The sequence below is a fragment of the Paenibacillus cisolokensis genome, assembly GCF_018403665.1.
GTDB classification, from domain to species: domain Bacteria; phylum Bacillota; class Bacilli; order Paenibacillales; family Paenibacillaceae; genus Paenibacillus_AH; species Paenibacillus_AH cisolokensis.
The window spans coordinates 1-2,365 of sequence record NZ_BOVJ01000261.1 but is presented as its reverse complement, the minus strand read 5'-3'; the positions used below and the strand labels follow the sequence as shown (position 1 = coordinate 2,365).

Genomic DNA, 2,365 nt, shown 5'->3' with positions numbered 1-2,365 from the left:
TTTTCGCGAATTAATCATATTTTTCGTGGCCGCCCGCTGCCCTGATAATGAAGCGGATCGGGCGGCATCGCTTGCTTTTTAGGTGCCGGGAAAACCCGATACCCCTTTTACGCCTGTTGTCCTGCCAATATCTTCTCTTTCATCAGACTGCGCTGCCGGCTTGTCAACCTGGGGCATGTATAGCAATACCCGCTGCCGCCAACTTTGAAAGCCAGACAACATGCCGCTTTCATCGCAATTTGCCCGCCAGGCTCGTACGGATTGTCAATCATCCGGATCGAGATATGGAGCGGATTCGTACGAAGGCCAAAATGCGCCGGGGACATGCCGGCGGTTATATATTCCGATAAGCGGCGGAGAGCCGCCGCATCGGATGCGTTCAGCTCTCTCTCCGCATACTGAACAAAATATTGGAGTCCGGTTGCCTGCAGCCTCCACAGCTGTATCTCCGGGACCGACACGGCCTGCGACAGCGATCGAAAAGAGGCGCTAGCGTACGGCCGAAGAAGCCGTCCAGCTGCTCCTGCATCCACCGCTCCCGGCCGACTTCGGGGGAGCCGATAACGGTGCTATCGTGGGCATAGAAAGCGAATCGTGTATATCCGCCCTGCTCGTAACTGAGAACGCTCCAGTTCGACAACGACCAGTCCAGCGTCGCCCCACACGCTACCGTCGTCATCGCGGCTCCGGCAAATCCTCGCAGCCACGAAACGAAATAAGTCGCGGCCGGTGTGCGATCGGATGCTTGCAGCTTATTGCCGTACCAGTTCGCAAAACGGTCGGCTTCCTCCGGACTCAGCAACCGGTCGAGCTGCGTTTCGTATCCGGCTTCGTAATTCGGCCTGTCGGCGTAGACATAACAGTGCGTCTCCAGCAAGGAGAATGGCACTTTCATCGTCATCAAACTCCCGCAGCCGTTAAAGACCGTTCTTCGAACGCATCCTCGATTTCGGGCTGAGCCGACTTCGAAGAATCCTCGTCACCGACGAGCGCATATGGCAGGCACAGCGGTACTCCCGTACGTGGATCTGTTACGATATCCGCTTCGATGCCGAATACGGCGCGCAATATGTCCGGCTTCATCACTTCGGAAGGCGAGCCTTCGCCGATCACCGCTCCATTCTTGATGGCGATCATATGATGCGCGTATCGCGAAGCATGGTTCAAATCGTGGACAACCATAATAATGGTGCGCCCGTTCTGCTCGTTTAACCGCTGCAGCAGTTGCAGCACCTCGAGCTGATGGGCCATATCAAGAAAGGTCGTCGGTTCATCCAGAAACAGAATATCGGTATCCTGCGCCAACGCCATCGCGATCCAGGCCCGTTGACGCTGACCGCCGGACAATTGATCGACAGGACGACCCGCAAAAGGCTGCATCCCCGTAGCGTTAATCGCCCACTCGATACTGCGACGATCTTCTGCGCTGAGCGACCCGAACCCTTTCTGATAAGGAAAACGTCCGTAGGAAACGAGTTCGGCAACCGTCAGCCCATCGGGCGCAGTCGGATTTTGCGGCAGTATGGCCAGTTGTCGGGCTACTTCCCGCGTCGACAACTGATGGATCGACTTGCCGTCCAGCAGCACTTTGCCTCCGCTCGGCTTCATCAGACGGGCCATCGTCTTCAAAATCGTCGATTTGCCCGAACCGTTCGAACCGACAAGCGCCGTTATTTTTCCTTGAGGAATGGCGATGTTCAAATTGTGAACAATAAGACGGTCGTCGTATCGAATGTCCAACTGGGAAGTAACTAGGCGAAACATCACTGCACCGCTCCTTATTTGACCAGCTTTGGCCTTTTGATGAATATGTATAAGAAAAATCGCAGAAATATTAATGAGAATGATTTTCACCACATTTTTAATGATAATCTTTCTCACCCGAAAAAGCAATCCCTTACTTCTTTGAACGCGAAGAAAATTGCATAGCGATACACCCTTGGTCGATAAGCGCCTCCACAAGCAGAAACGACTCTGTCGTCTCTGTAAGAGGACAGTACAAACCAAGGACTCAGGACGGCGGCCAGAGCCTTATTCGTTGGCTCCATCCCCGCCGGGCGGTAGTCCAAAGTCCTCGCCACGCGGCCCATTCCGCGCCTGCATGGCCTTATTTGTTCTCGCCATTCCCGCCGGGCGCCCTATTGCGAAGCTCCAGGGCCTTATTCACTCGCGCCATCCCCGCCAGGCGTAGTCCAAAGTCCTCGCCACGCGGTCCATTGCGCACCTGCAGGGTTTTCTTTGTTCTCGCCATTCCCGCCTGGCGCCCTATTGCGAAGCTCCGAGGCTGTGAACTGCCACCGGTCTCAAATTTTTACTTTACTCCGGCTTCGCGGCGGCTGGCATCCGGAAGATGGACCCCAATAAA

Annotated in this window: 3 protein-coding genes; all 3 read right to left on the bottom strand. The window is 55.1% G+C overall.

The window, feature by feature from the left end; translation table 11 throughout:
* Positions 1 to 107: 107 nt before the first annotated feature.
* The gene (locus tag PACILC2_RS29680; protein ID WP_372447244.1) at positions 108 to 233 is read right to left on the bottom strand and encodes a (2Fe-2S)-binding protein; all 126 of its coding nucleotides are present in this window, start codon (positions 231 to 233) and stop codon (positions 108 to 110) included.
* 146 nt (positions 234 to 379) lie between these two features.
* The gene (locus PACILC2_RS25730; RefSeq protein ID WP_213531860.1) at positions 380 to 895 is read right to left on the bottom strand and encodes a hypothetical protein; all 516 of its coding nucleotides are present in this window, start codon (positions 893 to 895) and stop codon (positions 380 to 382) included.
* A 5-nt stretch (positions 896 to 900) separates the two neighbouring features.
* Positions 901 to 1,764: an ABC transporter ATP-binding protein gene (locus PACILC2_RS25725; protein ID WP_213531858.1), complete on the bottom strand. Its 864-nt coding sequence runs from the start codon at positions 1,762 to 1,764 to the stop codon at positions 901 to 903.
* Positions 1,765 to 2,365: the final 601 nt, after the last annotated feature.